We start from the raw sequence: 24,122 nt of genomic DNA, 5'->3' as shown, positions 1-24,122 counted from the left end.
TTGCTGATGAGAACCTAAGGTTTGAAACATTGCTTAATGAGAAGCAGCGTCATGTTGTTCAGATACTTCTGACTCGTTCACCACCAGTTTCCAGCCTGCAGATTCCAATGTATTTTCATCAAATTGAGTAGGTTGGCTTGCGACACCACCAAAGAAAATCCAGATTTCCGGAGAAACACTGTTCGCGTTCAAAATAAAGGAGTCCGCGAAGCCATGAGTGTTTGGCGTAGCTTGTTCACTTGGTGCAGTATCTTCACTTGGTGTCGCATATTCACTTGGCGTAGAAAAGTAATAACCACGCTCGTCCAATAGCCAAGCATGCGAACCTTTGCGCTTCCAACTCTGGTCTTCAACAAATGGCGCAACCCATTCATCTTTAAGTGACACAACACTTGGCCATTCGCCGTCTAAGTCCATGCGAAGATCACGAATCTCTTCATGAGCTAAACGGAGTTCTGACAGCATCGCCAAGTTTTCTTGTTCAACATCAGTCACTAAGACTTGGTGATCAAGGGTCACTTCGATATGAGATTCTGCTTGATTAAACGGAATAGCAACCGTCGCAAAACAAAGGATGAATATAATGATTAGGCCAACCCACTTGCCCTCTCTTCCGCCTGTGTCAGCGCGTACACTTTGAATCATCATTTTTCTTTGATCTCTACAACGTCGACTTCAACAGGAAACTCGTGACCTGAATCAAACACAAGGTAAAACTCAGAATTTGGGTTTGGAAATTCGACAATAGAGCGTTTATCCGTCATCTCTTTCGCTATCAAGTTATCTTCGTAGTCGTACATCGCGACTGCGTAATCTATCGCTTTACTACCATCAGAGTAACCCGCCTCACAGGCAACCGTTTTGCCTTCAAACCAACAGCTCATCAATGGGAAGTGTGCTTGCGCAGGTAATGCCGCAAAACCAAGCCCCAGAGCCAAGCACGGGGCAATTATGGTGTTTGCTTTTATTGTTATTTTCATCGTTCGTACCCTCGCCACGTTACAAATTTTTAGTGGTATACTGACCGTTAAAGGGCTCTAATGAGCCCTTGTCTTTTTTTATCTAATAATCAGGAGCTTTCTCCCGATAAAACCGACTATTGAAGCAATGCTTCGAACGTCAGATGCACATTCGTACTTGCTTTGTCTGCCAGTGGGTTGTCAACCAACTCACCTTTGTAGTTCGCTTTCATTACGTAACGACCCGCTACGTCTGGAGTAAACGTGATTTCACCGTTTTCATCGCTCACTACATCAATCTGCTCTTGGTGATTGCGGTAAAGCGTACCTTCACGAGTAATTTCCGCTTTCACGTCTTTCTGGATTTCACCGTTGTAGAAGAATTGGAATGTCACTGGTTCGCCTTCAACGATGTCTGAAGGATGTGTAACCGGCTTCATTTCAAGAAGCTTACCTTCAATTTTGAAAACTGAATCCGTTGGCTTGCCTACTGTGATGTAACTTTCTGCGCGAGTGAAACCGACTTGAGTTACCACGTCACGTGATTTTTCAGGTAATAATGCATCACGCTCAGCTTTAGTCGCTTTAATCCACTTTACTGTGTCACGACGACCCGCTTTGTACTGTGTCCAGTACGTTGGTTCGTTGTTGATTGCTACTTTGTGTGTACCTTCTTCCTCAAAATAGAAATCAAACATTGAGCGACGCTTGCCTTTTACAACGAAGTTAGGACGCTCGTTACGGCCATCAGGCATGATAACGAATGCTTTATCACTTCCTGCTGGCTTATCAAAAACAAACGTACCGTGGGATGCCGTCACATCAAATGTTAACCAGTCACCACCGTCTTTAGAAACGGTGAAATGAGAAGGCAAAACCCAACGAGGGTGAGCTTGTGCTGTCGTCGTTGCTGCTAGACCGAACGCCATTACACCTGCAAGTGCAAGCGCCTTTATTTTTGTCTGTTTCATCATGTTCAATTCCATTATTTGTAATCTTTAACCGTGTCGCTCAATGGCGCCTACGATTCCAACCTTTGATTTTTCTGTCGCTTGTAAAGCACAGCTTGTGTTATCCGATGTGCTAATTATTTTGCAATGTAGCTCAAGATAATTTTCCCCGTCTCTTCCGTTGCTTTTAATTCATAAGAGGCGTTTGAATCTGTCAGGGATACTTTTTGGCGAAGGTAGTTACGGCCACCGTGTTCACGCACGACTTCGACATGCACCGTGTACTCACCTTGTTCAAGGGTTTCACCGCTGTCGCTCTTGCCATCCCAAACGAAACGATATTGACCAGCTGGGCGTGTTGCAGAAGTCACAGCATCAACAAGTTCACGATCGTAACGGCCAACTTTTCTCCACCAACTGCGTAAGTCTTTTAGCCATTCGTCTTTACCGACCCAAAGCTCAATGGTTTTCACTGACTTTCGTTCACTGTTTTCTACCCACACCGCCACGTAAGGACGCGCATACATAGAGGTATCAATCTTGGGCAACTCTAAATTCACATCCAATTTCGCCGTATCAGGAATCGCTTGTGCCATTCCAAGGCTAGGTAGAAGAGACAAAGCCAAAAGAGCCTTACTCCAATTCATTTTTTTCATGTTTAACAACCTTTTAAATCCGTTTAACCTTTAGTTCGTTCTTCGAGCTGATTCATCAAGCAGACTCATCAACCTAATGGAGGGTTAAGGCACGGCAACAAAATAGATAGCAAGTGAGATTGCAGACCCAAACACCGTCCATTTGATGGAAGTATTGAGTGTCTTTTTCTTAGGTAACAGTAAGCACACGCCAGTCAGTACAAAGAAGATCATCAGCAGCGCAGTGATATCGATAAACCACTTCCACACTTCACCGCTATTACGCCCTTTGTGTAGGTCATTCAACAATGCAATAACGCCATAATTCGTTGTTTCGACTTCCACCATTTCAGAAGTCACATCGACAAACACAGAAGCGTTGTAGCCAGGTCCTTTGAAGTCCATAGACACTTCACCGATGAGCAACTCACCGTCTTCAACTTCTGCGTAGATGTCTAACCCCGAAGGAACGCCAGATAGGTTTGCTTCTTCAAATAAAAACTTTTCAAAAGCAGACTCGTCGGCTTTCAGTCGACCGTCTTGGAGCGTAAACAAACTCGCGGGAAGCGTTAGCGTAGAGCGTTGGATATTGGGTTGGCTGGATTCAAATAACTCAGGGCGATTAAGGGTAATGCCTGTCACTGAAAAGAAGAGAACAACAAACAAGAGTGCCATTGAAATATAAACATGAAGTCGACGAGCCCATGATTGAACCGCCCTACTTTTTAACGACATACAAACCAGTACCTATAGATTTTATGGCGACAATTTAGTTGATAATCATTCGTATTGGCATTCAATTTACATTATTTACGTTCTCCTAATGTAAGTAACCGAGTTACAAGTTATTACAGAACGAACCTGAGAATACCGTTAATGTATTAACCAATATTTGCTTAGATAAAGGGTCATCATGAAAAGTTTATTGTTAGGGGTAAGTATTCTTCTACTGTCTGCTTGTAATTCAAATTCGAGCTCGAGTTCACCTAAACCCACGACATCGACGGCAGTTGCTAGCGTTGAAAATGTCGCTGACAAAGCCATGATCAAACAGGTCGGAGAGTACATGAAATTGAATTACTGGGATGGATATAATTACGCCAAAAGACCCCACTACCTCATTCGTGTCAATGCTAAGGATCAGCCTATAAATGCATTCATCATTAATCCTCAGTCAGTTCTAAAAGGTGCGACCAAGATTGGTTCAGCAGAATCTGGTGGTATGAGTATCTATGAATACAAAAAGGGAATGTATGATGCGGTAACTAAGATAAACAACGGTTCGAACAACCTGTATACCTTCGACTTACTGATTGATGGTCACAAGTACTACGCACAAAAATACACCGATGCAGTCGCTAAGAACCAACACCCATTTACCAATGATCTTTTATTTGCGCCTCATGAGGTGTTCCACATTTACCAAACCTCTTGGGCGAACAAAAGCAATTGGCGACAGGACGTTGACAATTACCCTACAACCAAAAGCATTATCCAAGACGAGTTAATACTCACCGAGCTGTTTGATGGACTACCTAGAAAATTGACTAAGGTGGAAGCTCGTGAGCTATTGAAACAGTATGTCGCCATTCGACATAGACAAATGCTCAATGACAATACTTCGCTGGTTGAGAACATGGCTCTGTCACAAGAGCGTATCGAAGGCTCAGCAGAATACATCACGGTGCTGCGCGCTAGAGAGGTATATAAAAATGATAGCTTGAGCTTTGACAAGGGAAGAGGAACCGTCTTGAACCTCAAGACTCAAAAAGAGGTAAAGTGGCACTTTGGGTTTAGTGTCTTTTATAATACCGGCGCATCGGTGATTTATCTATTAGACCAACTTGGTTATAAAATAGAACAACTGGAAAAAGCGATATCTCCTTATGACGCGGCGTTATCAATTGTCGGCCATGATGTTGATGCATATCAACGAGCACTGAAATCAGTAGGATCGAAAGTCGTTCAGTTTGAAAAAGACGCGATAAAATACTCTTCACTTCGATAACTCAAGGCAGTTAAATTTCTGTTCGTCGGTAAGTCACGTTTTCAGAAAAAGGTGATCATGAAGCATGGCTAAGATAGAGAAACGACAATGACATATTTACAAATCTAAATAATGCTATTGTATGTTTACATATATGAACAAGTCATACTCAGTAAAAAGGATTTTTAATGCGTATTTATATTCCTATTGCTATGATCTTTATCACCGCTTGCACTAACCAGATTGTTAGTACTGACGAACATATCGAGAGTTATATCGGTGCCAATATTGTAGATGCTCAAGCGTTGTATTTAACGCCCCACTCTCAAGCCGTTACATTTTGGGAGTCACGCACATTTGCTTGGGTAGAAACTCAAACCTCACTCGAGAATGGTGAAATACAACATTCTTTCAAAAACCCCTATCGTGACTGCACCATTAACTGGATTGTAGACCAAAGCGGAGTGATCATTGCGGGATCACACAGTGGCGAGATGTGCAGCCTTTAACTTGAATTTTCTTTATCTTTATTCTTACCTCAGTCAAACAACCGCACCGCTCAGGCACCTAGGTTTAAGTATATTGAATACAAAAAAGGGTGTCATTTGAACGTTCAAATGACACCCTTCATTATCTTATCTTGATAATCTGCTTTCTAGCTTCTAACTATATGTGATTAGGCGTTTCCACTTTCGCTTACCGTTCTCAGCTGGGTCAAATATTTGATCCACCCTTTAGCCTCAGGAGACGGTTCAATGTTGTTCGCCCGCTTAGCTTGAGCGAGAGCATTATCTAAGTTCTTCAACTTATACCATGAACGTACTTTCGCCAATGCAACGTCGGCTTGCTTGTTTTTGTCTTTTACTTTATCTAAAACAACCAGAGCTCGCTTGTAGTAACCTTGCTGAACCAATAATTGAGCAACATTCCAATGGTATCGAGTGTTCATGTTCGACGCTAACGTCCACACTTCAATGGCATTGTCCCACTCTTTTGCGAGTTGCCAGTAGGTTGCTTGCTCAGCGAGAAGTTGAACATCACTGTTTGCATCATCTAACTTACTAATTTCTTGCGCAGCGCGCTCAGGGATGCCTCGCTTTGCGTACAGTTGAGCAAGTAGCCTGCGGTCTGAATTATTCAATTCAACACCTTGTAGCTCGGCAAGTGCTAAAGTATTTAACGCATCTCGGCTGCGCTCTAACCTTAACTGAATCCCAACGAGTTGGCGCCACCAGTTGTCTTTTTCGGGTTGAAGTTCAACTAAACTTTCTAACGTAGGAATTGATTGCTTCCATTGTTTTAACTGTAGTTGAGCACCCAGTTTTAACGAGAGAGGCGACAACTGTGGTTTTGAATTGAACTTGTTATGATTACCTATAGCCGCCAGTACTTTCGTCCAGTTTTCAATTTGGTATTCAGCTTGAGCAATTCGCATCCAAAGCGTGTCTTTCTTTTCAGTTTCCGGTGCTGCTTTAACGAGCTCATAATAGTGTGGTAATGCCGCTTTAAAATGCTGCTCGCTAAGCAGTAAATCAGCTAACATACGTTTCGTTACCCAAGCTTGCTCATCGACCAATAAGCCACTATCCACTGCATAAGTAAGCTGCTTGATTGCCGTCTCTGTTTTACCATCTTGCCAGTAAAACACACCAAGCATGCGAGCGACATAGGCTTTGTCATAGCCTTTAGATAACTCCAAACTAGCCAAGACCTCAATCGCCTGTTTAACCTGCTCCTCTTGAGCAAGTTTATTCGCCTTTTGAACACGAATAACGGTGTATTGGGTAAGCTCTTTTGCCGGTAATGTGAGGGGCATTATCAACAAGCCCACTAATATCCATATCTGTTTCATCATTTTGCCAACTTAAACTCTAGTTTCACGGTTTGACCAACCTGAGTGACCGCTTTTCCATCGACGACTTTGGGTTGATACTTCCATTTTTTAAGTGCTCTTATCGCTTCACGTTCAAACATACGACGTGGATTTGCATCCGTAACTTGAATATCAACAGAACGTCCTGTTTCATCGATTGTAAAAGACAAAATGACATACCCTTCTGCGCCACGCTTGAGCGCTTTTGCTGGATAACGAGGTTCAACTCGATAAAGCGGCATTACCTGTTGATTTGACCCAAAATCAGAAAATGTTGGAGCGTTAATCGCTAGGCCTTCAATTGAAGTATTCAAATCCAGTGAAGACAGTGAAGACATTGAATTCAGAGGCGTTACTTCAGCTTGCGACTGAGACGTTTGCGCTTGCGGTGGCGGCTCTGGCATTTCGGGTTGTTCCGGGACTGCACGTTGCCTTCTCTGTACTTCTTGTTCTTGTTCAACCATTACCATGTTGAAACTTAACGTCTCACTATTTTCTGGCGAACGTTGGTGTCCATTATCAACCATCCAAGCCATGAAAGAAAACAGTGCTAAACCCAACGCTCCCGCTAAAGGTAATGCAAGAAATAGGCGAATCATTGATTAAGATCCTCCAAGATCATCGCTTTTCAGCTGCAAGCGCAATATTTTTAACACCCGCACCTTTGGCAGCGTCCATCACTTTAACAACCGTACCGTTATAAGCATGCTCGTCAGCCTGAATAACCAAAGAAGCATCAGGTTGTTCTAGCAATAAGTGTTCTAACGTCGCTTGAACACGTTCAACATCCACAACACGTTTATCTATAAAGATGTCGTTCGCAGAAGTAATCGCAACAAAGATACCCGCATCCTTTTGGCTCACTACGTTTGAAGCTTGTGGGCGATTGACTTCAACCCCTGATTCACGAACAAATGAACTGGTCACAATAAAGAAAATAAGCATGATAAAGACAATATCAAGCATCGAAGTAAGGTCTATTTGAGCCTCTTCGTTTTTAGAATGACGTCGACCGAGTCTCATCGTTGACTCCTTAAAGATTTTTCTAATTTCAATTCTAAGCGGTTACAGACTTTCGCTAAACGAGCATGAACAAACATGCCCGCTAACGCAGCAACCATACCCGCCATGGTTGGCAGTGTTGCCAACGAGATACCTGAAGCCATCAATTTAGGGTCACTGCTTCCTTGAGTCGCCATGACATCAAAAACGGAGATCATACCGGTTACGGTACCGAGCAAACCCAACATCGGACAAATAGCGACTAACAGCTTAATAAAGTTCAAGTTTTGGTTAAGTAAGATGCTCGCTTGCCCTAACCAACCTTCACGAATGGCTTTAGCATACCAAGAAGAGTGTTCTTCTCTTTCATGCCACTGATTAATCCAAGCTTGACGCTGCTTTGGAAAGTAGAACGCGAGATAAAGCACGCGTTCTACCACAAGTACCCAAAAAACGAGGACGACAGCGGCTAGCCACCACAGGACGAAACCGCCCTGCTCCATAAAGTTTGATAAAGACAGCAGCCAGTTACTCGTTAACCAACTCGCTGGTAATAGAGAACCCGACAAAATATCCATTACGCGGCAGTCCCAACTGGTGAAACAACAGCTTTTGATTCAACTGTCTTTTCTGCCTGCTCAGCAACAAGGCCAATACCCTGCTTTTCAAGAATATTGCGAATGTTCTCTGACTGAGTACTCAAAATGTTGTGTGCCAATAGCAACGGCATTGCTGCAACAAGGCCAAGTACTGTTGTTACAAGCGCCATCGAAATACCGCCCGCCATGACTTTAGGGTCACCATTACCAAACTGTGTGATCACTTGGAATGTTTCGATCATGCCGGTTACAGTACCCAACAAGCCAAGCATTGGTGCTAGTGCCGCCAATAACTTAAGCATCGATAAACCTTTCTCTAGGTGAGTTTGTTCATCAACGACGGCTTCTAAAAGGCGCAGTTCTAATGCTTCAACGGTTTGGTTTTGTTCTTTGTCGTAAACCGCAAGAATGCGACCTAGAGGATTGTCTCCCGCTTGTTCAGGTTTTTTAAGTTGAGCGCGAATCTTCTGACGAGCGATAGCCAAAGAAATACCACGAACCAATGCGATGATTAAGCCAATTGCCAGCAAGCCAAGAATAACTTTACCAACTAGACCACCCGCTTGCAGGCGATCAGCTAGGCTTGGTTCCAAAGCTAATTGTTCTAACATGAACCCACGAGAGGGATCGACGACCACGTTAGACACTTCGCCATTAGCTAATGTAGAAAGTGACGCCAGTGTTGGACCTTTTGATGGCTGCTTCAAATAAACAATCGCATCTTGGTGCTTGGAATCCCACCATACGTAACCAGACTCAGCGACTAAGCCAATAGAGCCCAGTCGATAAGCTTCTGCCTTTTCAGTAACCCCTTCACTATTAACAAGTGAAACTGTCGACTTACTTATCTCTGAACTTGCTTGAATTTGCTCCATCATGCTCAACCAAAGGCCTGTTAACTGGGGCATTGACGGTAATGATTTTGCATCTACGATTTGATAAACAGTTTCTGTATACGCTGAGCGATCTACGTTAGTCACTGTATCCGATAGCTCATGTTCAAGGTCTTTTGCATTTTGTCTTACAACACCAAACAATTCACCTAAGCTACCTGTTTCTAAACGCAGTTTCTCTTCTAAACGAGCAAGCTTATTTTCGTTATCACTGAATGTCTGAGTCAGAACATCGGTCGCACCTTGAATAGAGCTACGTTTAGCTTCAAGCTGTGCTTTGATCGCTTTGAGTTGTTGTTCTGTCTTTTTAAAATCAGCTTCACGAATTACGTTATGAGACGCTTGCGTACGACTCTCTGATTTTGCTTTGTTAACAAGCTGAGCCGTCGTATCTGATGCAGAGAAAGCAGAAAATGAAATTGACGTAATGCAAAGCAATGCTGCTAATGGCTTTAAGTTCATTACTTAACCTCCGCAACAGTTAAAGAAACAGGTAAAGTGATTAAGCTTGGAGATGCTTGCTTATTAGCGATATCGTACGCTTTGTCCAACTCAGATTTCATCGAAGAATCCAACTCTTGCCATTGAGCGCTGTTTTGGTCCCAAGACCAATATTGAGTACCGTTCAAGTTACGAGCGACCAGTGAAATACGTCCAAGATGCAAAACATCAACTTCAAGCACTTTATCTTGACTTAATTCGACACGGCTTGAATAAGAACTGAGCTTAATACCGTAATCCACTTCAATTTGGTACGCCTCTAAAATACGGCGATATTTTTCAGCGTCACTGACATCAGCACGAGTCATCATCGCTTTCAGCTTTTCAACGCGACGCAGACGGCTATTTGTCTTGAAAGGTAGATCGCTTTCAATAACTTCCTGGAGACCATCGATCATCTTGTACATTAAAGGCACAACACCTTGACGTGTTAGTTTGATTTCGTCGATCTGCCCTTCAATACTCAGCGCTTCTTGATCTTGGCTCTTAACCAATGCGGCAAGATGGTCGTGATAGATTTCTAAATTTTTCACTTCTTCTTGCAGACGCTCAACCTCAGCTTGCAGCAATAATGTTGCTTGTGAGCTTTTATCAATAACCTTTTGGCTCGAAGCCGACGCGTTATTGGTCTTGTTTTGAATTGATTGAGCTTGATCCAAGCTGTTTGCCATCGATGACGTTGCAACCAAACTGATGGCAAGTGCTAGGCTAGTTTTTAAAAGATTCATAATTGTAGTCATTTACTTTAGAAGAAGAACAAATGAGTTTTATTGATAAGCAGTCTCATTATCATTAAAAACCACTCGCATTGCTAGGGGTATTTTTACTAAATAGCAGAATCAAGAAAGGGGAAAGTCGAAACCTTCCCCTTAATATTTAAGCTACCAATAGTACCCTACTAACAAATTAGTATTTTACCTGTAACGTAGCCATGTAGTTACGACCTTCGCCAACAACAACGCCGCGAGTGCTGCCGCCTTCTAGGTAATCTGTATCAAACAGGTTCTCTACATTAAAGCGTGCAACAAAATCTAAGTTCTCATCGTACTTAATAGTATGTGCAACACCTGCATCTACACGAGTGTAAGCGTCTTTCTTAAACGTGTTAGCACTTTCAGTGTAACGCTCACCTACGTGATACACACCTAGGTTAACGTCAGTACCGTTGTTGAATGCGTAAGTAGACCAGATGCTTGCAGTAAATTCAGGAACGTCTGCTGGTGTTTTACCATTAAGAGCAGGGTCATTCTTATATTCAGCATCTAAGAACATTGTTGATGCACTTACAGAGAACGCATCCGTCACGTAGCCCGTCGCAGCTAGCTCCACACCAGTGTGAACTTGCTCACCCACCTGTGTAGTACGAGTATCTTTTGCATGAGATGCAGGAAGGTCTTCTGTAACTTGCATGTTCGTTTGTGTGATCTGGAATACTGCTCCTGATACGAATAAACGCTCATCAAACAGTTCCCACTTTGAGCCTAGCTCATAAAGTGTACCTTTCTTCGCATCTTGAGACTGGCCGAAGTTCACATCATCTTTATCAGAAATCTCACTTACAGGTTCAAAACTTTCAGAGTAAACCGCGTAAATAGAACCGTTTGGCGCCGGAGAGTAAATCGCACCGAACTTAGGTAGGATGTTATTGTAGCTCTCTTCTTTACCAGAACTGCTCGTCGTATCATCGTAAGCGAAACGAACACCAGCAAGTGCTTGCCACTGCTCACTGAACGTCACTAAATCTTGAAGATATAGACCGTAGTGTTGGCTCTTCGAGTGTGATACTGAATCATCGTTGTTATAGTGAATGTCTGCAGGCATATCAAAGCCTTTGCCACACTCTTTCATTGTGTCTGCTTCTGAAGCGTTAAAACAAGCGTAGTCTGATACGTACAGGCGCTTGTAATCGTAGTGCAACCCATTTGCACCCACCAACAGACGGTGATTCACACCAAATGCATCAACATCACCAGTAAAATCCACGTAAGCCGTATCAAACGTCCACTCATCATGACGGTCTGACACTTTGTAACCATAACCTAGTGTTTTCTTGGTTTTTCTGTCTTTCTTTGAATCAATAACGTTATCTGATTCAGTACGGCGACGTTCGTAAAACTGACGACTGATACCCGATTTAACTGCCCATGTATCGCTCAAGTTTGCTGTAACAGCCACACCGTAGTTTGCTACGTCGTTGTCTGTTTGTGCGAAGCGTTGGTCATTAACCGTATTTGGGGTAATCGCTTTACCTGTTTTTGTATCAATCTTTGAGCCGTTATCTAGATCACCCAACTCTTGAGTACGGTCGTAATGCGCAGATAGCATCACATCTTCGTTGATATCGTAATCAACAAATAGGCCACCAACAAAGCGGTCAGTCTCTACATCTGTGCCGTCAAAACGCGTACGGTAAGAGTCTTGGTTTTCTTGTGAAACAATAAGACGAGCACGTAGAGTTTGATCATCGTTCAATGAACCGCTTACATCAGCGGTAGTACGTGTGTAGCTGTCAGAACCAATGTCTTGGCTTACGCTAACTTGAGTTTCATACGTAGGCTTCTTAGCAACCATGTTAACAAGGCCACCAGGTGCTGATTTACCGTAGAGCAAACCTGCAGGGCCTTTTAGTACTTCAACACGTTCTAGTAGCTCTACCGGTTGACGGTAATGAGACCAGTGTTGAACGCCATCGCGCAAGTAACCAGAACTGCTTCCTAGAGAGAAACCACGTAGATTGAAGCGCTCACGGTTCGTTGATTTAGAACCCGCTGAAATTGACGCATCATTTTTTAATACTTCGCCAAGCGTGCTTGCGCGTTGCTCATCAATGATTTGCTCACTGATAATCGTAACTTGTCCTGGAGTCTCTAATTGAGTCGCCTCCATGCGCATTGCTGTTGTATTCGTGTCGGCTTTATAACCGTAATCACGACCTTCAACAACCATATGCTCGTCAGTTTTTACTGCTTCTGCCAATACTGCTGGTGAAGCTAATACTGCGCCGATCATTAAAGCCAATGGCTTTTTTGAAAACATGTCCTTTTCTCCACTTTTATTCTTTTAGACGAACACTTTGTTATTTATTCGATGTGTCCGTTAGACCGTTTCCGGTACCACTGAATTATTTCGAGTGGGAATATAAGTGATAACTATTACTATTTGCATTAAATTTACATTCTTTGCATTCGTAAAGTTTTGTAAAGACGAACTGACGAGTCGTTAACCTGCAGTTAAAAGAAACCAATTCAATACAGTTATTTAACGAGCACTTGAATTAAAAATCGGTTCTCTGCGCCAAATTTTTTGAAACACCGCCATTTGCACAATCAATGTAATGAGCAGACATCTATAACAAAATCTTCTTATCTTATTTAATACCTTATGAATGACGGATTTTTGTATAAAACACTCGATAGATGTAAATAATTGGTGAATTGTTTTGTTTTATTTTGTTTTATTTGAACAATTATCAGTGATTATGATCACATCTGTAATCCCAAATTCATTTTTTGTTTTTTGATTTAATCAACCGACTGCTAATCTCCTGCTCACTTTGGAAAGGTATCAAAGTTATAAATAATAAGGAGTGTTCTAAATGAATACCAAGAAACCTATGTCTCTGACTGGCCGAGTAATCCTCGGTATGGTCGTAGGTATATTCACGGGATTTGCCATTCAATCCCTTTTTGCAGACAGCGGATTTGTTAACAACTACATCGTTAACGGACTCTTTGAAGTAGGCGGACAGATCTTTGTCGCCAGTTTAAAAATGCTTGTTGTGCCACTCGTCTTCGTTTCACTGGTGTGCGGCACAAGCTCTCTTAAAGACTTATCAACTCTTGGCCGTATGGGGGGCAAAACGCTTGCACTTTATATCGGTACTACAGCCGTTGCTATCACTCTAGCACTGACTATCGGTAACCTGTTCCAACCAGGGGCTGGTGCGGATCTTACGGCGGCGAGTTCTTTCAAATCAGCGGATGCCCCTTCTTTGGGACAAGTCATCATCGATATGTTCCCGACCAACCCTATTCAGGCGATGGCTGAGGGCAAAACGCTACAAGTTATCGTATTTGCAGTATTGTTTGGTATCGCGATCAGTGCTGCAGGTAAACCCGGTGAGCGTATCGCTGCGGTTTTCTCTGATTTGAACGAAGTAATCATGAAGCTGGTTGCGCTGCTGATGAACCTTGCTCCTTACGGCGTGTTCTTCTTGATGGCTAAACTGTTCTCAGGCCTTGGCTTGGGCGCTATCTGGAACCTTGCAGAATACTTCTTAGTGCTTGCTGGTACCCTGCTGTTACACGGTTTGGTAACTTACAGTGCGATGCTTAAAGGATTCACTGGCCTTAGCCCAATTACGTTCCTACGTAAGATGGAAGATGCAATCATGTTTGCATTCTCAACTGCATCTTCAAACGCAACGATTCCAGTGACAATGGAAACGGCTAAAAACCGCATGGGCGTAGACAACAAAGTCGCTTCGTTCACAGTTCCACTAGGCGCAACTGTCAACATGGACGGTACTGCTATCATGCAGGGAGTTGCAACGGCGTTTATCGCCCAAGCCTACAACATTGACCTTACTATGGGTGACTACTTGATGGTTATCCTAACAGCGACATTGGCGTCTGTTGGTACTGCAGGTGTTCCTGGTGTTGGTCTTGTTATGCTAGCAATGGTATTGAACCAAGTTGGTCTACCGCTTGAAGGTATCGCTCTAATCATGGGTGTTGACCGTCTTCTTGATATGATTCGTACCGCAGTAAACATCACAGGTGATAGCGCCGTAACTATCATTGTGGCGAAGTCTGAAGGTTCTTTTGACGAAGCTCGCTTCAATGACCCAGCAGCCGGTGAGAAAGAAGAAGAAGTAAAGCTAGCACGCCAACAGGCATAATCTAGCTTCTCTGGTGCTCTTACTTTCAAGCCAAGGCGCAATTAATGGCTGTGCCTTAGCTGATAATGCAAAGCGCAAAAACAAAAACGCCACTGCTGATGCAGTGGCGTTTTTTATTGGGCTATGTTTTTAACCTATATTACTTAGCTATATTTCTCAGCAATGTTTCTCAGCACGCTTTCAGTCATAGTTATATATGGAGCACGACAGATAACAGCAGGAAGCTAACCTACGATTGGAAACATAAGATTCACTCTCAGCCCCCCACCTTCTCTGTTCTCAGCGGTAACATGCCCATTCATCACTCCCATGGCTTCCTTGACGATCGCGAGCCCAAGACCGTAACCACCAGATTGTTTATCTCGAGCTGACTCGATGCGAGTAAACGGATCAAAAATATCGGCAAGCTTGTTCTCTGGAATCCCTTCACCATCATCCTCCACAGAAATGACACTATAACGTATATCACTGACCTGCCCGTAGGTCTTAACGACAATATTCGCATCGTCCCCTGCGTATTTAATCGCATTTCCAATAATGTTGCTTATCACTCTTAAGAGTAGTCTCTCATCAACATTGACCATTGATGTCGCGATTTCCAAATCACAAATCAGAGTTTGATTAGGCTTTAAGTCGTTTTGTAACTGCGCAATCAGCATCGAGCAATAATGCTCTAAATGCATTGGAGTTAACTTAGAATCATAACGAGAGGTTTCTAGGCGGCTGAATTCAAGAATTTCACCCACCAGCTTATTCATCTCTTCCGTTTCGCTTTCCATTCGTTCGAGTAAACCCATACTTTTTTCATCGACTTTGCTGCGTAATAAATGCAGTGCGAGATTCTGCCTTGCTAACGGTGTTCGTAGCTCATGTGAGACATCACGAATCAAACGACGCTGCTTTTCAGCCAGAGACTTAATCTCAAAGGTCATATGGTCAAAATCATTGGCAAGCTCATTGAATTCACGTGTAGTTGAATCCAATTCAGACACCACACTCACTGAAAAGTCCCCTTGTGCGAGCCTTCGACTGGCCTCCCTTAAACGATCGAGTGGCTGCTGCAGGCTTTTCGCCATAATAATGGAAAACAGCGATAAAACGATCAAAGCAATCACAGCTTTCAGCGCATAGGAATACGGTGCAAAGGACTTTGCTGGATGAAACTGGCCTGGTAGTTGAATTACGAGGGTATTGCCGTTATCAAGTGGCAAGCCGAAGATAGGCTTACTCACACGATCACTGAGTTGATGATCTAATGTACGCAGGTACTGCAACTTAAATTCGAAATGCGGATGCATGTGTCGGTGGGTAATCGGTCGGTTGTTTTCATCGATAATGAATAAATAATAATGTTGGGCATTGCCCCAGTCGGCAAGCTCATCCATGTCCCCTTCTTCGATCAATACATTAGCTTGATAAGCCAAATCCAACATTTCAGCTTTTACGGACTCAGGAACCTTCAATAAGGCTTTCATCAGCGCTCTTTCTGCAACACCTTGAAGGATGAGTATGCTGACTAAGATCACGGTCAGGCAACTGAACAGCTGAAACGTTAAGCCATCCTTACGCTTGATAACGAAATCAGGACACCGTAACAACCTGGCACTCATACTCCTACCGACTCTAGGTAGCTGTAGCCTTGACCACGCACAGTTTTAATATGTTGCTTTGATAAGCCAGCCTGCACCAATTTTCGACGTATATTGCTGATATGCATATCTAAATTACGATCGAAGGGGCAAAGCTCTTTTTTCAACACATGTACTTGTAAGTCAGATTTTGAAACAACGATGCCATCATTTTTGATCAAATAATCAAGCAGCTCTTTTTCAGTGCCCGTTAAAGGTAAACGGGTAAGTTGCTCGCACAAGCCTTGATTTGATGAAGCCATTGACTGTCTTTGGCGCTCAAACCCAACTCGTCGCAAGATCACCTTAATTCGAGTTAGGAGTTCAGGTACATTGAAAGGCTTAGCGATGTACTGATCTGCACCCGCTTGATAGCCATCTAGCATAGAGGCATCGTCATTAAGCGCGGTTAGCATAAGGATAGGAGTAGCAAAACGCTGACAAATACGTCTTGCGACTTGAAAACCACTTAAATTGGGGAGCATCACATCGAGTAAAACCAAATCAACAGGATTCGATTGAATAAACTCTAGAGCGGATTCACCGCAATGAACGGTATCAACGTGATACCCCTCATTTTCCAATACTTCACCCAGTAGTTCACACAACTGAATATCATCATCAACAACTAAAACACGTGACATTTCACACACCGATAAATAAGAACTGTTTGCATTCTAATTATCGTTATTATTGATTTCAATTATAAAGTGCGAGATTTTATCTATAGAAGGAAATCTTTTTCAATCGGTACAAATTTTGAGGCAGAATCGATAAGATTTTGAGCTGTTAACCCAGGAACGCCATACACTTCAACAGGTTTTCCAAAGCGCTCTTTGATTCGCTCTACCAAGATTTCAAAATCACCGTCTCCTGATACCAAAACAATCGTATCAACCGTCTCAGCAAGCTCTATCGCATCTAACGCGATACCGACATCCCCAATCCCCTTTGGCGCTACCATCACGACGCTGAATAAACGGTTTTAGCTTCACATTAAAACCAACACCACGAAGGATATGGTGGAATTGGCGCTGTTTAGGATCTTGGCTTGAGATTGCGTAAGCATTGGCTTCGACAACGTTACGTCCTTCCGTGGCAACATACCAAAACTGGTTATAGTCGAAGTTAGAACGGTATTTATCGCGTGTTGTATAGTAAACGTTCTGAACGTCGACCAAAATTGCTATGTTTTCCATAAATTCATACCTTTAGATTTTCCGTATACCCTATTCTATTCACTTCTAAAATGCGAGTCGCTTTCTTTAATAAAAATGAACTCATTAGCTATGCTTAACGTAGTTGTTATTGGCTTAGCGTAGTTATTATTGGCTGAACGTAGTTATTATTGGCTGAACGTAGCTATTGTTAACTTAAAGTAGTTGTCATTAACTTATGATCTTGTCTGAGTTTATCAAGGAAGGTGGAACATGCAGTACCAACAAATTATCAGATCATGCCTTGGCAGCGACACCTTTGACTCAGTATTGACACGTTGCTGCGCGGCGATAACTAACGCTGCCATAACTAAGTCAGCGATAATTAAGTCAACGATAAAAAACGCAATTTCCAAACCACTGAACGCTCTAATAACAAGCACGGTTATGTTTATGATTCTGTCAGTCAACCCGTTACACGCCTACCCAGCCTACTCTCATTCGAAAGCGCTGCCTCACCGCAGTGTCATTTATTTCGCACCAACAGAAGATTCGATCGTAAAAGAGTTTCTCAATGAAGTCTTGATTAACAATTGTCAATTGGACGAACGAGACGTTGTTATCATGGTCATCGCCGAAAGCGGCTACACCGTGCCTGCATGGTTAGTTGAAGAGTTTAATTTGGATGCAGTGACTAACAGTTATGGAATACCCAAAGGTTCACACACTGCCGTGTTGATTGGTAAAGACGGGAAAGAGAAACACAGGTGGAGTGGTAAAACCGATTGGCGTTTAATCACCAATATTATTGACGAAATGCCCATGGCCCAACAAGAAATGCAGCGACAGAGTAGCCGCTGCAGTATTTGATTCTTAGTCAGCTAAGCCTTTGGTTAACCATCAAGCATCAACGATCAACGATCAACCAAGCTAACAAGCTAAGCTTGATCATCAATCGATTATGCTTGCTTGTTAAACCAAGCCAGTTTTTTCATGAAGCTGAGCAACACTTCCAACCACAATAAATGCCGGGCTTTTGGCAGCGCTAGCAAGGTCAGCTAGGTCACGCAACCCACCTCGAAACACTTTCTGATCTTGGCGAGTGCCGTTTTCGATAATCGCAACAGGCATGTCTTCTCGCATACCGTTATCGAGTAAATTCTTTTGAATATTCGGACTCTCTTTCAAGCCCATGTAAAACACGATCGTGTGATTGTGTTGAGCAAGAGAACGCCAGTCAATATCTTCGCCATCTTTCTTCAAGTGACCTGTAATAAACTGCACGCTTTGCGCGTGATCACGGTGCGTCAACGGAATGCCCGCATAAGCAGTTGCGCTGCAGCTGCTGTGATGCCTGGAATCACTTCAAATCTCACGTCATTCTCGGCCAACGTTTCGCACTCTTCGCCACCACGGCCAAAGATAAACGAGTCACCACCTTTTAGACGCACAACGTGCTTGTTTTCTTGTGCTTTGATCACCAACAGTTGGTTGATCTGATCTTGTGGTACGCAATGATGATCAAGCTTTTTACCCACATACAGCATTTCTGCTTCTGGGTTAGCCATCGCCAAAATATCTTTTGATACCAAGCGGTCATAAACCAACACGTCTGCTTGTTGAATCACTCGTGCGGCTTTTAGTGTAAGTAGGTCTGGGTCGCCCGGACCTGCACCTACCAATGAAACAAATCCATTGCTTACTTCTTTAACATTCGATGACGATACTTCTGACATTCTGCGCTCCGAAGGTTTGCTTGTTTTATCTCAAGCTTCAATCTATGTGATAAGTCACTGTATTCATATGACTTATCAAAATCCTTACCTCTTAGACTATCAGGTGTTGAAATAAATATTCAGTCTAAATACTAACGAAGATAGAAATAATTATAACAAAACAATCTATTGCGGATGCTTTGCTCAATAACAAACAACCCATCTATGATAACTAAGAGTTTGTGATAGCTAAGAGTTTGTCTGCCCGAGAATACACTGACAGCTTTCAAACTAAAAAAGCCCCAAACACGTTGTTGGGGCTTTCAATCTCATACTAACTTACGTTTACCGTATTACTTCGCGCCTAGAGAAGGAGCTGTTTTAGCATGAGTCAGGTATAGAGGAACACACGTTAACAGTAGGCCACCAACGATGTTACCTAAGATTGTTGGGATAAGGTTGAAGTTCAACCATGTCGCGATACCGAAGTCAGCGCCAAGAATCATACCCAGTGGGAATAGGAACATGTTTACCACTGTGTGCTCAAATACAAGTGCGAAGAAGATGAAGATTGGGAACCACATCATTGCGACACGGCCAGAGACTGTACGTGCTGTCATGTTACCAATCACACCTAGACAAACCATTAGGTTACAGAAGATGCCGCGCACGAAACATGTGATCCAGCCGTCCATGCCCATGTTTTCAAACCCTAGGCTACGACCTGTAGAAACAGCAATGAACTTTTGAGCAACAGCGTTTGGTTCTAAAGAGAAGTTACCTGTAAGTGAAATTGCGACTAACACTGCAACAATTAAAGAACCGATAAGGTTACCAAGACCAACAAGACCCCAACACGTAGGATACGACCCCAAGTAATGCCTGGGCGGTTATCGAATTTCGCAAGCGGAGCAAGACCAAATACACCCGTTACTAGGTCGTAACCCATCACACTCAAAATGACGAAGCCCACAGGGAACACAAGTGCACCAACAATACCGATACCTGTTTGCACAATAGTAGTGATAGCCACAACAACAGCAAGAGAAAGGATGATACCAGCCATAGTGCTTCGAATCAGAAGATCACGAGTACCCGTTTTGGTTTTCGCTTCACCTACATCGATCATCGTTTGAACGAATTCTGCTGGTTTAAAATCAGTAGACATAAGATTGTCCTTAAAAAGTTAAAATTAAAAGTTGAAATCGGATAGGAAAAGGTTCTAGTTGCCGAATTAAGGCAATGTCGATAACTAGAACCCTTGATCTATCAGATCTTTTTAAGCAAACCGTTAAGCTGAAACTTCTACAGCACCTTTAGTAACGCGAGCTTTATACGCTTTTACACTGAAGCTCTCGTCTTCCATGCACACACCTGTTGCTAGGTTAAAGCGTTGCTTCTTAAGTGGGCTTGCCCCCAAAGCTCACCTTTGTGCTCAACCGTTAAACCGCGAGATAAAACGTTTGATTGAAAAAACGGGTCAGTGTTACTAATAGCGAACACTTCTTCGGCTTTAGTTGGGCGGAAAATAGCAACTTGCTCACCACCAACCAACGCACAAACACCGGTACCTGGAATAATGTCTTCGATCTTACAAACTTTGGTAAATGCCATGATGTCGTCTCCCAATTAAACCAGTTCAACGTGAAGGATGTCGCCCTTCGCTTCTGGGTGTTTTTCTGTGAATGTTGCTGGGCGGTGTTGTTCACGGCCATCGTCAACAAACACAACGTTTTCATCACGGTCATCAGCATTGATGAAGTGTGAGAAGCGCTTAAGTTGAGCTTCGTCGTTGATAGTGTCAGTCCACTCACAAGCAAAGTTACCCACAAGGCCAGCTACGTCCGCTTCAAGTTGGTCATTGATGCCAAGCTTGTTGTCTACAATCACTTCACGTAGGTAATCGACACCGCCTTCTAGGTTGTCCATCCATACCGAAGTACGTTGTAGTGGCGCAGCCGTGCGGATGTAGAACATCATGAAACGGTCGATGTATTTGATCAGCGTTTCTTGGTCTAGGTCGCTTGCCAGTAAGTCTGCGTGACGAGGTTTCATACCACCGTTACCACATACGTACATGTTCCAACCTGCGTCAGTCGCGATAATACCTAAATCTTTACCTTGAGCTTCAGCACACTCACGAGTACAGCCAGACACACCAAACTTCATCTTATGAGGAGTACGGATGCCTTTGTAACGGTTCTCGATCATCACACCTAGGCCAACTGAATCTTGAACGCCGTAACGACACCAAGTTGAACCGACACATGTCTTAGCCATACGTAGCGCCTTCGCGTACGCTTGACCTGTTTCGTAGCCCGCAGCAACTAACTTCTTCCAGATTGCTGGTAAGTCATCTTTTTGAGCACCGAATAGACCGATACGCTGTGCACCTGTGATCTTGGTGTACAGGTTGTATTCAGCCGCTACATCCGCCAGAACGCTTAGTGCTTGAGGCGTTACTTCACCACCTGCCATACGAGGGATAACAGAGTAAGTACCGTCTTTTTGGATGTTACCTAGGAAGTTATCGTTGGTCATGCAGTTTCACTAGCTCAGGCTTAAGGATGTGCTCACCCCAGCAAGAAGCAAGAATAGAACCCGCTAGAGGCTTACATACTTCACAGCCGTAGCCTTTACCGTATTTCTCTAGTAACTCATCGAATGTTTTGATTTCTTCGATACGAATCAAGTGGAAAAGCTCTTGGCGAGAGTAAGCAAAGTGCTCACATACGTCGTTCTTCACTTCTACACCCGCTTTTGCAAGTTCAGCGTTTAGCACAGAAGTTACAAGTGGAATACAACCACCACAACCTGTACCTGCGCCAGTGACTGCTTTGATATCACCAATGGTATGGTGACCTTCAGCGACCGCTTGAGCGATCTTGCCTTTGGTTACGTCGAAACAAGAACAGATAACGGCAGTTTCCGGTAATGAGTCAGCGCCAAGTGTTGGCTTTTCAGCACCCGCGTGAGCAGGAAGAATCAATGCATCTGGATGCTCTGGCAGGTCGATTTCATTCAGCATTAACTGAAGAAGATCACCATAGTCAGACGTATCACCGACCATTACCGCGCCAAGCAGCTTCTTGTTGTCTTCAGAAACGATTAGTCGCTTGTAAATTTCTTGTTCTTCGTTTTGGTAAACGTAGCTCTTACAACCTGGAGTGCGGCCGTTAGCATCACCGATAGAACCTACTTTCACGCCAAGAAGCTTAAGCTTCGCAGACATGTCTGCACCTTCAAATGTGCTTTCGTTACCAACAACGTGGTCAACCGCAACGGTCGCCATTTTGTAACCAGGAGCCACTAGACCATAGAACGTTTGGTTCCAAGATGCACACTCACCGATAGCGTAGATATCTTTGTCTGTCGTTTGACAGTGATCGTTAATCTCGATACCACCGCGAGGCGCAATACCTAGGCCCATTTGACGAGCAAGTTTGTCTTGTGGGCGAATACCAGCAGAGAATACGATGAAATCAGTTTCTAGCTCTGTACCGTCTGCAAAACGCATTACGTTACGAGCTTCAGTGCCTTCAGGAGCAATTTCAAGCGTGTTCTTACTTGTATGAACGTTTACGCCCATACGTTCGATTTTTTGACGAAGTTGATTACCAGCAAGATCAAGCTGCTCTGCCATAAGCTTGGGAGCAAACTCTACAACGTGAGTCGTCACACCTAATGCTTTCAATGCACCAGCCGCTTCAAGACCAAGTAAACCACCACCGACTACAACACCAGATTTAGAATTCTTAGCAGTTGCTTCAATCGCTTTCAAATCTTCGATTGTGCGGTAAACAAAACAGTCTTTACCTTCGTGGCCTTTGATTGGCGGAACAAACGGGAAAGACCAGTAGCAAGAACAAGTTTGTCGTATTGAATTTCGCGACCCGTGCTTGAGTAAACTGTTTTCTTTTCACGGTTAACGTTGATAGCACGTTCACCGATCAGCATGTTGATGCCGTGTTTCTCGTAGAAGCCTTCTTTTACTAAAGAAAGTTCATCTGCAGTGTGGTGTGAAAAGTAAGAAGAAAGGTGCACACGGTCATACGCAACACGTGGTTCTTCACAGAACACCGTGATGTCCATGTTTGCAACATCTGTCTTCTCGACTAAATCTTCGATATAGCGATGACCGACCATCCCGTTACCGATTACGACTAGCTTCATCTTGCTCATAAGAATTCCTGAAGGTTATATATTTCTTAACTGAGCGAATAATGAATTATGAAAGAAAATGAAAATATGATGTAAATCAATTACGAAAACAAACTACCCTAAAGGGGTAGAACAAAAGAGGTAGATATGCTTAATTATCGAGCAAAGCAAACGAATAACCACAGTTTAGATAGGGTCTAGCGGGGTTTATATACACTTTAGTGCATTTAGCGGGATGTTGTAAAGTTTCACAATAGGTTACCAATAACGTAAGTAAATGACAATCATTTTCATTTGGGTTCTTATAAATATATATAGATGCCTATAAATACATGTAGAACACCGTTTGCGTGAAAAACTATGTGTAATTGTGAAAACCACTCCTACCTATTCGGAATGTAAACAAAGCTTTTCGCCCTTTTAATGCCGAGATCAACTCCGTTTATAGCTTTGGTCATCGGTTAGTTTGCTTGATCTAACACAAGAACCCTTTTGATGATATGCGTGATGTAAAAATCAACTTCCAACCAAACTCTGAATAAATTAGCATCATTGAAAATAATTCTTATTTAAGAGAGTGAATACGATGCGCGTACTTTTACTAATCCTATCTATTATTGCAGCTCCTGCGTTTGCCGAAACAAAAGTCATCAAACAAGTGATGGACATGAATTCTGAAAACATCGACAAGATGTATCAATTCATTCCTGATTACGTAGAAATCGAACCTGGGGATAAGGTGCTTTTTAAAGGGACTGTTGGCTCTCATACTGCCCATAGCATTCAAGGGATGCTTCCTGATGGCGCAAAGCCTCTTATGAATCCGGTTCAAACGCTCAGGAAGTCACTTTTGATAAGCCAGGTGTGTACGGAATCAAATGTAAAGTGCACCACCGACACGGAATGGTGGCACTTGTGGTTGTCGGTGATCCCAGTGTTAACTTAGAGGAAGCTCGCAATGCGGCCAAAAAACGTGTAAGTCGCAGAGCTCAGAAAAAGATGCAAGGCTTGCTCGATCAAGCAGAGCAAAAAATTCAATAACCTTTGTCCCTGTCTTGAAGCATCAGCTCTCTGTTGATGTGTGATAGGAATGCCTGTCTGAAAACGGTTTTCGGGAGTCAGTAACAATAAACAGCGCCGAATTAGCGCTGTTTATTGTTAT

At 43.2% G+C, this 24,122-nt stretch carries 18 protein-coding genes and 6 pseudogenes; 5 read left to right on the top strand and 19 right to left on the bottom strand.

The window, feature by feature from the left end:
• Positions 1-33: 33 nt before the first annotated feature.
• The 5 genes from K08M4_RS18290 to K08M4_RS18270 form a co-directional block, all read right to left on the bottom strand.
• Positions 34-648, bottom strand: coding sequence for a DUF6162 family protein (locus K08M4_RS18290; protein ID WP_086050899.1), 615 nt, complete (start codon positions 646-648; stop codon positions 34-36).
• A complete protein-coding gene (locus tag K08M4_RS18285; protein ID WP_086050898.1) occupies positions 645-980 on the bottom strand; it encodes a hypothetical protein in 336 nt (111 codons plus the stop codon). The genes K08M4_RS18290 and K08M4_RS18285 overlap by 4 nt, the downstream gene beginning before the upstream one ends.
• A 116-nt stretch (positions 981-1,096) precedes the next feature.
• Positions 1,097-1,933 (bottom strand): DUF4198 domain-containing protein, encoded by an 837-nt coding sequence (locus K08M4_RS18280; protein WP_086050905.1) that lies wholly within the window; start codon positions 1,931-1,933, stop codon positions 1,097-1,099.
• 113 nt (positions 1,934-2,046) lie between these two features.
• Positions 2,047-2,565: a DUF2271 domain-containing protein gene (locus tag K08M4_RS18275; RefSeq protein WP_065680035.1), complete on the bottom strand. Its 519-nt coding sequence runs from the start codon at positions 2,563-2,565 to the stop codon at positions 2,047-2,049.
• Positions 2,566-2,649: 84 nt separating this feature from the next.
• On the bottom strand, positions 2,650-3,279 hold the full coding sequence (locus K08M4_RS18270) for a PepSY-associated TM helix domain-containing protein (RefSeq protein ID WP_086050904.1): 630 nt from the start codon (positions 3,277-3,279) through the stop codon (positions 2,650-2,652).
• Between the two features lie 178 nt (positions 3,280-3,457).
• Here K08M4_RS18270 and K08M4_RS18265 point away from each other — a divergent pair, with 178 nt between their 5' ends.
• Together K08M4_RS18265 and K08M4_RS18260 are read left to right on the top strand one after the other, a co-directional pair.
• Entirely contained in the window at positions 3,458-4,552 is a 1,095-nt protein-coding gene (locus K08M4_RS18265) for a hypothetical protein (protein ID WP_086050903.1), read from the top strand.
• Positions 4,553-4,719: 167 nt separating this feature from the next.
• Positions 4,720-5,040 carry a hypothetical protein gene (locus tag K08M4_RS18260; RefSeq protein WP_086050902.1) on the top strand — a complete coding sequence of 107 codons (321 nt, stop codon included), beginning with the start codon at positions 4,720-4,722 and terminating at the stop codon, positions 5,038-5,040.
• A gap of 167 nt (positions 5,041-5,207) precedes the next feature.
• Here K08M4_RS18260 and K08M4_RS18255 read toward each other — a convergent pair whose 3' ends face one another.
• The 7 genes from K08M4_RS18255 to K08M4_RS18225 form a co-directional block, all read right to left on the bottom strand.
• Complete coding sequence (locus K08M4_RS18255; RefSeq protein WP_086050896.1) at positions 5,208-6,386, bottom strand: tetratricopeptide repeat protein; 1,179 nt, start codon at positions 6,384-6,386, stop codon at positions 5,208-5,210.
• Positions 6,383-7,003, bottom strand: a complete 621-nt coding sequence (locus tag K08M4_RS18250) for an energy transducer TonB (protein ID WP_086050895.1) — start codon at positions 7,001-7,003, stop codon at positions 6,383-6,385. The genes K08M4_RS18255 and K08M4_RS18250 overlap by 4 nt, the downstream gene beginning before the upstream one ends.
• 19 nt (positions 7,004-7,022) lie before the next feature.
• Positions 7,023-7,427: an ExbD/TolR family protein gene (locus K08M4_RS18245; protein WP_004731145.1), complete on the bottom strand. Its 405-nt coding sequence runs from the start codon at positions 7,425-7,427 to the stop codon at positions 7,023-7,025.
• Positions 7,424-7,984, bottom strand: a complete 561-nt coding sequence (locus tag K08M4_RS18240) for a MotA/TolQ/ExbB proton channel family protein (RefSeq protein ID WP_086050894.1) — start codon at positions 7,982-7,984, stop codon at positions 7,424-7,426. The genes K08M4_RS18245 and K08M4_RS18240 overlap by 4 nt, the downstream gene beginning before the upstream one ends.
• Positions 7,984-9,360: a MotA/TolQ/ExbB proton channel family protein gene (locus K08M4_RS18235; protein WP_086050893.1), complete on the bottom strand. Its 1,377-nt coding sequence runs from the start codon at positions 9,358-9,360 to the stop codon at positions 7,984-7,986. The genes K08M4_RS18240 and K08M4_RS18235 overlap by 1 nt, the downstream gene beginning before the upstream one ends.
• Positions 9,360-10,127 (bottom strand): DUF3450 domain-containing protein, encoded by a 768-nt coding sequence (locus K08M4_RS18230; RefSeq protein WP_086050892.1) that lies wholly within the window; start codon positions 10,125-10,127, stop codon positions 9,360-9,362. The genes K08M4_RS18235 and K08M4_RS18230 overlap by 1 nt, the downstream gene beginning before the upstream one ends.
• A gap of 178 nt (positions 10,128-10,305) precedes the next feature.
• Positions 10,306-12,435, bottom strand: coding sequence for a TonB-dependent siderophore receptor (locus K08M4_RS18225; RefSeq protein ID WP_086050891.1), 2,130 nt, complete (start codon positions 12,433-12,435; stop codon positions 10,306-10,308).
• Between the two features lie 559 nt (positions 12,436-12,994).
• Between K08M4_RS18225 and K08M4_RS18220 the strand changes: the two genes are divergently transcribed.
• Positions 12,995-14,299 (top strand): dicarboxylate/amino acid:cation symporter, encoded by a 1,305-nt coding sequence (locus K08M4_RS18220; protein ID WP_010429854.1) that lies wholly within the window; start codon positions 12,995-12,997, stop codon positions 14,297-14,299.
• Between the two features lie 224 nt (positions 14,300-14,523).
• On the opposite strand, the gene K08M4_RS18215 is transcribed toward K08M4_RS18220, so the two are convergent.
• From K08M4_RS18215 to K08M4_RS18205, 3 genes and pseudogenes are all read right to left on the bottom strand, one after another.
• Entirely contained in the window at positions 14,524-15,909 is a 1,386-nt protein-coding gene (locus K08M4_RS18215; RefSeq protein WP_086050890.1) for a sensor histidine kinase, read from the bottom strand.
• Positions 15,906-16,571 carry a response regulator transcription factor gene (locus K08M4_RS18210; RefSeq protein WP_086050889.1) on the bottom strand — a complete coding sequence of 222 codons (666 nt, stop codon included), beginning with the start codon at positions 16,569-16,571 and terminating at the stop codon, positions 15,906-15,908. The genes K08M4_RS18215 and K08M4_RS18210 overlap by 4 nt, the downstream gene beginning before the upstream one ends.
• Before the next feature lie 80 nt (positions 16,572-16,651).
• Positions 16,652-17,126: pseudogene (locus tag K08M4_RS18205) on the bottom strand (LabA-like NYN domain-containing protein).
• 231 nt (positions 17,127-17,357) lie between these two features.
• Between K08M4_RS18205 and K08M4_RS18200 the strand changes: the two are divergent.
• A complete protein-coding gene (locus tag K08M4_RS18200) occupies positions 17,358-17,954 on the top strand; it encodes a DUF4174 domain-containing protein (RefSeq protein WP_086050901.1) in 597 nt (198 codons plus the stop codon).
• An 89-nt stretch (positions 17,955-18,043) separates the two neighbouring features.
• Here the strand turns inward: K08M4_RS18200 and cobA are convergent.
• The 4 pseudogenes from cobA to nirB all read right to left on the bottom strand — a co-directional run bounded on the left by cobA (position 18,044) and on the right by nirB (position 22,981).
• Positions 18,044-18,820, bottom strand: a pseudogene (cobA, locus tag K08M4_RS18195) (uroporphyrinogen-III C-methyltransferase).
• 332 nt (positions 18,821-19,152) lie between these two features.
• Positions 19,153-19,967 (bottom strand): annotated as a pseudogene (locus tag K08M4_RS18190) (formate/nitrite transporter family protein).
• 123 nt (positions 19,968-20,090) lie between these two features.
• A pseudogene (nirD, locus tag K08M4_RS18185) lies at positions 20,091-20,413 on the bottom strand (nitrite reductase small subunit NirD).
• 15 nt (positions 20,414-20,428) lie between these two features.
• Positions 20,429-22,981, bottom strand: a pseudogene (gene nirB, locus K08M4_RS18180) (nitrite reductase large subunit NirB).
• Positions 22,982-23,546: 565 nt separating this feature from the next.
• Between nirB and K08M4_RS18175 the strand changes: the two are divergent.
• A pseudogene (locus K08M4_RS18175) lies at positions 23,547-24,001 on the top strand (plastocyanin/azurin family copper-binding protein).
• Positions 24,002-24,122: the final 121 nt, after the last annotated feature.

It is taken from the genome of Vibrio syngnathi (assembly GCF_002119525.1).
Classification (GTDB): Bacteria; Pseudomonadota; Gammaproteobacteria; order Enterobacterales; family Vibrionaceae; genus Vibrio; species Vibrio syngnathi.
Note: the sequence above shows the minus strand (reverse complement) of the source record. Positions and strands in the feature narration are given on the sequence as shown.

Coding starts and splice junctions, on each gene's coding strand:
- K08M4_RS18290 (WP_086050899.1), bottom strand. CDS start 648: ATGATGATTCAAAGTGTACGCGCTGACACAGGCGGAAGAGAGGGCAAG.
- K08M4_RS18285 (WP_086050898.1), bottom strand. CDS start 980: ATGAAAATAACAATAAAAGCAAACACCATAATTGCCCCGTGCTTGGCT.
- K08M4_RS18280 (WP_086050905.1), bottom strand. CDS start 1,933: ATGATGAAACAGACAAAAATAAAGGCGCTTGCACTTGCAGGTGTAATG.
- K08M4_RS18275 (WP_065680035.1), bottom strand. CDS start 2,565: ATGAAAAAAATGAATTGGAGTAAGGCTCTTTTGGCTTTGTCTCTTCTA.
- K08M4_RS18270 (WP_086050904.1), bottom strand. CDS start 3,279: ATGTCGTTAAAAAGTAGGGCGGTTCAATCATGGGCTCGTCGACTTCAT.
- K08M4_RS18265 (WP_086050903.1), top strand. CDS start 3,458: ATGAAAAGTTTATTGTTAGGGGTAAGTATTCTTCTACTGTCTGCTTGT.
- K08M4_RS18260 (WP_086050902.1), top strand. CDS start 4,720: ATGCGTATTTATATTCCTATTGCTATGATCTTTATCACCGCTTGCACT.
- K08M4_RS18255 (WP_086050896.1), bottom strand. CDS start 6,386: ATGATGAAACAGATATGGATATTAGTGGGCTTGTTGATAATGCCCCTC.
- K08M4_RS18250 (WP_086050895.1), bottom strand. CDS start 7,003: ATGATTCGCCTATTTCTTGCATTACCTTTAGCGGGAGCGTTGGGTTTA.
- K08M4_RS18245 (WP_004731145.1), bottom strand. CDS start 7,427: ATGAGACTCGGTCGACGTCATTCTAAAAACGAAGAGGCTCAAATAGAC.
- K08M4_RS18240 (WP_086050894.1), bottom strand. CDS start 7,984: ATGGATATTTTGTCGGGTTCTCTATTACCAGCGAGTTGGTTAACGAGT.
- K08M4_RS18235 (WP_086050893.1), bottom strand. CDS start 9,360: ATGAACTTAAAGCCATTAGCAGCATTGCTTTGCATTACGTCAATTTCA.
- K08M4_RS18230 (WP_086050892.1), bottom strand. CDS start 10,127: ATGAATCTTTTAAAAACTAGCCTAGCACTTGCCATCAGTTTGGTTGCA.
- K08M4_RS18225 (WP_086050891.1), bottom strand. CDS start 12,435: ATGTTTTCAAAAAAGCCATTGGCTTTAATGATCGGCGCAGTATTAGCT.
- K08M4_RS18220 (WP_010429854.1), top strand. CDS start 12,995: ATGAATACCAAGAAACCTATGTCTCTGACTGGCCGAGTAATCCTCGGT.
- K08M4_RS18215 (WP_086050890.1), bottom strand. CDS start 15,909: ATGAGTGCCAGGTTGTTACGGTGTCCTGATTTCGTTATCAAGCGTAAG.
- K08M4_RS18210 (WP_086050889.1), bottom strand. CDS start 16,571: ATGTCACGTGTTTTAGTTGTTGATGATGATATTCAGTTGTGTGAACTA.
- K08M4_RS18200 (WP_086050901.1), top strand. CDS start 17,358: ATGCAGTACCAACAAATTATCAGATCATGCCTTGGCAGCGACACCTTT.